At 42.8% G+C, this 6,893-nt stretch carries 7 protein-coding genes; 2 read left to right on the top strand and 5 right to left on the bottom strand.

From position 1 onward, the window contains the following. Positions 1 to 161 precede the first annotated feature (161 nt). Positions 162 to 284, top strand: coding sequence for a hypothetical protein (locus tag F6J99_RS07180; protein WP_293112327.1), 123 nt, complete (start codon positions 162 to 164; stop codon positions 282 to 284). A 362-nt stretch (positions 285 to 646) separates the two neighbouring features. Here F6J99_RS07180 and F6J99_RS07175 read toward each other — a convergent pair whose 3' ends face one another. The 3 genes from F6J99_RS07175 to crtA form a co-directional block, all read right to left on the bottom strand. Then, on the bottom strand, positions 647 to 1,390 hold the full coding sequence (locus F6J99_RS07175) for an HpsJ family protein (RefSeq protein ID WP_070393362.1): 744 nt from the start codon (positions 1,388 to 1,390) through the stop codon (positions 647 to 649). Positions 1,391 to 1,438: 48 nt separating this feature from the next. Continuing rightward, complete coding sequence (locus F6J99_RS07170; protein WP_293112326.1) at positions 1,439 to 2,044, bottom strand: cyanoexosortase A system-associated protein; 606 nt, start codon at positions 2,042 to 2,044, stop codon at positions 1,439 to 1,441. Positions 2,045 to 2,485: 441 nt separating this feature from the next. Then, positions 2,486 to 3,331, bottom strand: a complete 846-nt coding sequence (gene crtA / locus F6J99_RS07165) for a cyanoexosortase A (RefSeq protein WP_293112325.1) — start codon at positions 3,329 to 3,331, stop codon at positions 2,486 to 2,488. Positions 3,332 to 3,907: 576 nt separating this feature from the next. Here crtA and F6J99_RS07160 point away from each other — a divergent pair. Next, a complete protein-coding gene (locus F6J99_RS07160; RefSeq protein ID WP_293083461.1) occupies positions 3,908 to 4,150 on the top strand; it encodes a FeoA family protein in 243 nt (80 codons plus the stop codon). 81 nt (positions 4,151 to 4,231) lie between these two features. Here F6J99_RS07160 and trpE read toward each other — a convergent pair whose 3' ends face one another. Both trpE and F6J99_RS07150 read right to left on the bottom strand, forming a co-directional pair. After that, the gene (gene trpE, locus F6J99_RS07155; protein ID WP_293112324.1) at positions 4,232 to 5,764 is read right to left on the bottom strand and encodes an anthranilate synthase component I; all 1,533 of its coding nucleotides are present in this window, start codon (positions 5,762 to 5,764) and stop codon (positions 4,232 to 4,234) included. A 94-nt stretch (positions 5,765 to 5,858) separates the two neighbouring features. After that, the gene (locus F6J99_RS07150) at positions 5,859 to 6,284 is read right to left on the bottom strand and encodes a photosystem I reaction center subunit II PsaD (protein WP_070393367.1); all 426 of its coding nucleotides are present in this window, start codon (positions 6,282 to 6,284) and stop codon (positions 5,859 to 5,861) included. Positions 6,285 to 6,893 lie beyond the last annotated feature (609 nt).

Here is a 6,893-nt window from a genome sequence, read left to right as displayed (position 1 = left end):
ACTACATTGGAGCAACCCGAAAGGATAGGATATCTAGGAGCCGTATGAGGCGAAAACTTCACGTACGGTTCTGAAGCAGAGGTGCTTCCCTTAATAGGGGACATCGACTGTAACAATGCCCGGAGGGCAGGGAAAATCCTCCTTTCTTGATGCAATAGCGAGTGGGGGAAACCCCCTTTGGCGGCGCTGCATCGCTAAAAACCCAATCATTGGCCGTAGGCCACGCTACGCGAACGACTACCAATCGGTGTGTGAACCCAGCAAGACACAACTTGAGAAAATAATGGTACGGCGGGGTTAGAAGTTACCGTAAGAAGAGTGGAGCCTTTAAGGGTTACAGGCTATGCATAAAAGGGTTAAAACTTTTTTATTAAGGCTCCACTCTTCTAAGGTTTCGTCTCCGGCACGCCGGAACCAAGTGAAACAGAGAAGCAACGGACTTTATAAGGCACTTCTCAAAAAGTAGCTCAACGCTTAGGGAGACCAGCCCGCTGGGTATGCACGTAAACTAAACTAAAATCTTAGTCTTGACGGGATTTCGGTTTAGGTACTGCCGCAAGGATGCGTTCGCGAAGCGTCGCCTACGGCGAAAGGTTTAAGGCCGGTCATAGATCTAAGAATCCCCGCACTTTCAGGGCGGGGAGTGTCAACCCTTTCGTCTCGCCCAGGGGGTAGACTTCCAGATAGTAATAAACAAAGCTCCAGACACCAAAGCTCCCAAATTCCATTTTACAGCACTTTTAAACAGACCCAGACGACGAGACGATAAACTCGATTGAGCTTGGTTTTGTATCCTCTGCTCACCACGAGCAATGAATGAAGCGAGCTGTTCTTTCACCCTCTCCAATTCTTGAGAATTATTGATATCCGGAGTGCTACCTTCACTACTCAGGCTTGCCAAAAGTTTTTCCATCTCCGCTTCTGTATTTACTTTCTCCAAAGCATCTTTAACTTGTTGGAATTGGGTCATCCCTCGGTTAACTTGAGTAGTAATTTGAGTACTGGCTTGTTTATTAATCCGCACTGTGTTAATAATTCCCAAAGGAATCAGCAGGAAATATAGCACTCCCAGCACCAAAGCTAACCAGGATAAAACCTTCACAACCAGGACTTCCCATCTCTCCCGCCCATGGCGCTCTCCATAAAACACCAGGGCTAAGCCGAGTAAAGGTACAGGCACCCGTTCCACCAATGCCCCTATAGTCTGTAATTCCCAGGCAGGATTCATAAAGTTTGGTGGGATCAACGTTTCAACTACGTCAAATACAGTTAGCACTAAAAGGCCATAACCTATCCAGTGCAACAGAGTCGCAGACCTTAGAACAGAAAAGTTAAACTGCCGTATATCCTCTACGGATTCAGTCAATTTATTGCCATCTAATTTAGTCATATATTAAATATTCCTTCATAATAGGACACGATTGTCGTAAACCTTACCTCAAGGTTTAGGAAAGTGTAAATACCACCAGTCGTACCAGTCAGGCCAAACATTTTCCAGCACTTTATAGGCAGCTTCAGGGGAAGAATTCTCTAGAGGAATAGAAAGATGAGCCCACAGACAACGGTTGTCTTGTAGCTTTACCTGACCCAGTAACCATAGCAGCAGGCGACGGGAGCGTACATCGTAAATATCCCGATTTTTCTTGAACTGATAACTGGTGACCGTACTGCCACCCCGGGGGTTGATACAAGAACTGAGGTAAGCCCGCTCTTGGTACACAAATAAGCGATGAAAACCTATTTTTTTCTGCTGGCGTGACACTATTAATTCTTGACTAGCAGGTTCAATCCCTATGTACTTTTGAAGGAATTTATTAATATCACCCCCGCTCTGAACTAAATAGCGCATCTTTATATCTAGAGGTAAATCATTCTGAATATATCGATAGTGCTTACCAGCTTGTAGTGTTTTATCAACAGCCGTTTGACCAGTCAAACCTTGACTTTCCAGAGGCTGCCATTCTGGTAAGGGAACTGTAGCTGGAAATTCAAAAGGGGTGATGGGACGAGCGCTTGTAGTTGGATACCAAATTACTTTGCCCATAACTGATAAAGTAGCCCCAAAAACAAAAGCTAGCAGCCAAATACGTAGTGATTTCCAATCGAGCATGACATCAAGGCAAAAGGTAAAAGGCTTGCAGGTCTAGGACATTCTTGGGACTAGAAGCCCTGGGTGTTTATGAGGTTTAAGGTTCTACGCTCTAGAGTTTAGGCTAATGGTTGAATTGCTCTAAGGTTCTAACAAGCCTATGAAGCACAACTTTATTACTACCTAGGGGTGCATCTCACTTTGGCTGTTTGAACCTGTGGTGCGTTACGGGACGGACTGTCCCAATACTTACTGATAAAATCAGGGCGAGTCCGTCCCTAACGCACCCTACCCAACTTTTTTACAAAGATGAGATGCACCCCTACCTAGCCCTGATCTGCTTTTTTTATAGCTAATATCTAATAATGCCTAATACTTAGACTTTAGGTTAGTGGCTTAATCTTCAGTCTTTGGTGCATTCTGTTGAAGTATAAAATTGCATAAGAAACCGAAAATAATGACAGCAGCCAATGAAAAGATCATTGAACCATCTCCAAAATGCCAATATTCAAAGGATTCATAACTATAATAAGCAACTAAAATAGCCATCAGGCTAACTCGAATAGAATTAACAATAAATCCTACTAAAATAGCTATCAGTGGTACCAAAAATTTTTGAACCCGGCTAGTAGGGAACATAAATAAGAATAACAACGATATTCCCAACAACTGAAGCATAGAACTGACGCCAGAACAGCCGGGATTTACTTCTATTCCTCCGGTTGGCAGGATTAAATAAACCCCTTGCCTAGAGACTTCAAATCCTGAGTACCAAAGGAGCAATCCAGAAAACTTAGCAGTTAATGTGGATACATCAATCAGTAATGTTGGCAATCCAGATGGTATAGCGAGACATAAAAATATAGTAAGGTGCTGCCAATATTGCTTTAATCCCTTCACTCCAGATGCCAGCAGTCCCAAACCCAATACTGAAATCAAAGGAGAAAAGCGGATAAAAATGTCATAGCCTGATACAAATGTAGATCGCAACAGTACTAACCCAATTAATAATGACCCTAAAACGCCAGAAAAAATATCACTTTCTAGGTCCAAGGTATGGCGTTTTTCCCATACCATGTAAGACACAGCCACCCAAAATAAAAAACTTGTACTTAGTAAATCAGCAATGTTACTCCTGTCAGCCAGAGTCAATTGAATTGCTATTAACCCAGCTGCTATACCTACTAGCCAATATTGGTAATTTTTAAGGTGTGTAATGGTTACAAAATGAGTAGCTTTCATCGTGATGTAGCAATATTCCCATAATCGGAGACGTCAGACTAAGACTCTTTCATAGTTTCCATGACTAAGCTAAAAAAAATATCTATAATGGTCAGCTTTTTTTTGAATTTATAATAAATATTTTTTTTAAATAGTCTATTGTAAGTTGATTTGTTATACTATTTACCCTAGCACCTCATTGCTAATGAATTAACTAGTTTAAGTTATATGATAACTAGCACTATTTTAAAAAAAAATAGTTATTATAGTCATTTTCAAAGTCTAAAGCGTGCTTATTTGTGTAATTTTTAATTATTTGGTAAAATAAAATATATGACAAATTAGTGCTTGTTCTATTCTTCCACTCAAAACTCTCCCACTCAGGACTATTTTTTGCTTAATTGGTTGATTTATCCAACAGCTGTACCTTTGGGGATTTGACTATAACACCAGTTTACTCAAATAAATTGACAAAATAATATTTATATGCTAAAGATAATTTTTAATGATTGATATATCCCCAGATCCTCAGGGGGTAAATCCCTCAGCCTGCAAATAGAGGAAATTTTATCAAACAAACTATTAATAGTGAATTAAATGACTTTAGCGGAATTAAAACCTGGAAAGCTTGCCATTATCGAGAAAGTTCAGATAGGTTTGCAGGTCGAAGGTCTCGCCAATCGACTAGAAGCAATTGGCATTATTCCGGATAGACAGGTACAAGTGTTGCGCTCAGCCTGGTTTGGGGGACCGTTACACATTCGAGTTGGTTCCACCACAGAAGTAGCTATCCGACGGCAAGAAGCTAGCATGATTGTCGTTAACCCTGTCAAGGAATAGTTAGCGGTTAGTGGTTAGGGGCGATGTTAGCAGTACGCTATTATCCTCCCCTTCCCTGCAGGGGCGCACCTAGCTGATAGCTTACTCCTCAAAGGTTAAACAGCGGATAGCCTCTAGTAACCCTCTAGCTTTATTGAGAGTTTCTTGATATTCTTTTTCTGGGTCAGAATCTGCTACCAAGCCCGCACCAGCTTGCACTGAAACGGTATGTTTACCAGAACCAGATGGGCGAACTACCATAGTCCGGATTGCGATCGCACTATTGAGCTGACCTTCAAAATCGTACCAGCCATAGACACCGGAGTAAGGTCCGCGACGCTCTGGTTCCAGTTCCTGAATGATTTCCATTGCCCGAATTTTGGGGGCTCCACTCACTGTCCCCGCAGGGAAACAAGCTTTCAGTAAATCCCAAGCTGTTTTAGTAGCATCCAGCTCCCCTACTACATTGCTAACAATGTGCATGACGTGGGAGTAGCGCTCAATGAGCATCAGTTGATCCACTCTGACTGTACCACTCTTGCACACACGACCCAAGTCATTGCGACCCAGGTCAACCAACATAATGTGTTCGGCAATTTCCTTTGGATCTTCGAGTAACTCCTGAGCTAGAGCTTCGTCTTCAATAGGAGTTTGACCCCGACGTCGAGTTCCAGCAATTGGTCGTAACGTTGCCTGGATTTTTTCCTTTGGGGAAGCTGTTGCCTTTACCATTACCTCCGGGCTAGATCCAATGATTTGCCAGTCCCGAAAGTTAAAATATGCCATGTAAGGTGAGGGATTAATCAGCCTTAGGGAACGGTAAAGGCCAAAAGGCTCACCCTTGTATTCTGTCGAGAGGCGCTGGGACAATACCACCTGAAAGATATCCCCAGCTCGGATATAGTCTTTCGCTTTTTCGACATTAGCGCAAAACTGGGACTTGTCTGTATTGCTTATATAAGACAGTTCTTGAGTAGCACTCTCTGGAGGTGTCCATTTGAGTAATTTGTCCTTACCTAAGAACTGCCCTTGCAGTTTGTTGACCAGATTACGAACGCGATCGCATGCTTTTTGATAGGCTGCCTCTAAATCTCCTTGGGTCTGTCGTAAATCAGCATAAGCGATCACCCAAATCTTACGCTTGACCTGATCAAAAATAATCAGGTTGTCCACTTGCATCCACAATCCATCGGGTAAGTCATTGGACTGTATAGGATAAATTGGCACACGGGATTCACAAAAACGAATTAACTCATAACCCCAGAAACCGAACAAACCGCCTATTCCTGGCGGCAATTGGGGTAACTTTACAGGTTTATAGGATTTCAGACAAGTCCCTAAGGTTTCAAAGGGGTCTCCATCAAATACTGTTACTGACCCATCCCGGTTGGTCTGAGTCGTGCGATTTCCCCTAGTTTCCAATACCCACAGGGGGTCACAACCTAGTAAACTGTAACGTCCCAGATTTTCACCACCTTCTACCGATTCCAACAAGAAGCTGTAGGGTTGACCAGCACATACCTTATACCAGGCAGAAACTGGCGTTTCTAAATCCGCCACCCACTCCTGGGTTACCGGTACAAAATTACCTTGTTGAGCTACGGTTGAAAATTGGGAAAAATCTGGGAAAATCATGGTCTTTCTCAGCTCAAGGTTGAAAATTCGGCAAACAGCTGAAACTGTTGGTCACAACGTTCAACTTTTTCCCCTTTACCTTATCACTGATTCATTAAACCTCGTAAGTTGCCTTCCCACTGAACTTGATAGTTGCAGGTTCTGGGTTGCTGCCAATATTGCGGTCCATTTTCCCTGCATAGGGACGCCCTTCGTTGACTTTCTCTGGGAATACCCCATCTGCGGGATGCAGAAACTGGGTTTCACCATTGGGATAAATCCGGTAAATTTTATAGTCTTCGATTCTGGGCTTAAATGTCCGCAGTTGGGTTCCCAATGCCAGACACTGTTCCTTACGAGCTAAGTAGAGCAAGTTTTCCCCTTCATTCATGATGGCAGCGCCACCAGTAGGCATTTCAAACACTTGCTCTTTTGAGCTTGTCCAGGTGATAGCGTATTTTTCTTCAACTTCAGCTTTGGTCAGCAATCCGCCAGTGCTACCACCAAATATGGGAGTTTTTCCCGTCAGTTCTTCTGCCATAGTCTTTTTTTCTCGTGTCTGTAATAAGGCATTCAAGGGAATACTATCATCGAGTTCATACCTGTCTGGCTACTTTGTCAAGAACTGTAACAGTTCTTTAGCTATTCGTGATTTTAGTCATTGGTCTTAGTCATTGCTGATTAGTCATTGGTCACGTGTCATTTCTGGTGCCACGAGACTTTCGGCTGATTACAAAGGAGCCTAGACAAATAATAACTAACAAAAACACACAAATATAACCCTTGTCACCTGTCAAGCCAATGACATGAGATTACCCACACCACCCTACCCTGATCGGTATGGAAATTTTGCCAACCCCAGCTATTGCTTTGAGATCAGGTAAGCTTTAATACTGACGGCATGTGTTACCGACAAATCAATAATCTTAAGTGCTATAGTCACATCTGGGTTTACTGCTAGCTTAATCAACCCAATCTTTTCAGCTTTGGTGGTTAATAATTTTGATATGTGAAATATTCCGAGACTTCCCTATCTGGTAAGTGTGGGCTTCTCCGCAATTCCAGCCTCACCAATCCTAGCCATGGATATTTAGTTAGGTCAATAATTTCCTTAGGTCAAAGGAGCCGCGTTTCGGTACAAAGCCAGCTT

This window comes from Moorena sp. SIO4G3 (genome assembly GCF_010692305.1).
GTDB lineage: Bacteria > Cyanobacteriota > Cyanobacteriia > Cyanobacteriales > Coleofasciculaceae > Moorena > Moorena producens_A.
The sequence above is the reverse complement of the archived record's forward strand: the minus strand, read 5'-3'. Positions and strand labels throughout refer to the sequence as shown.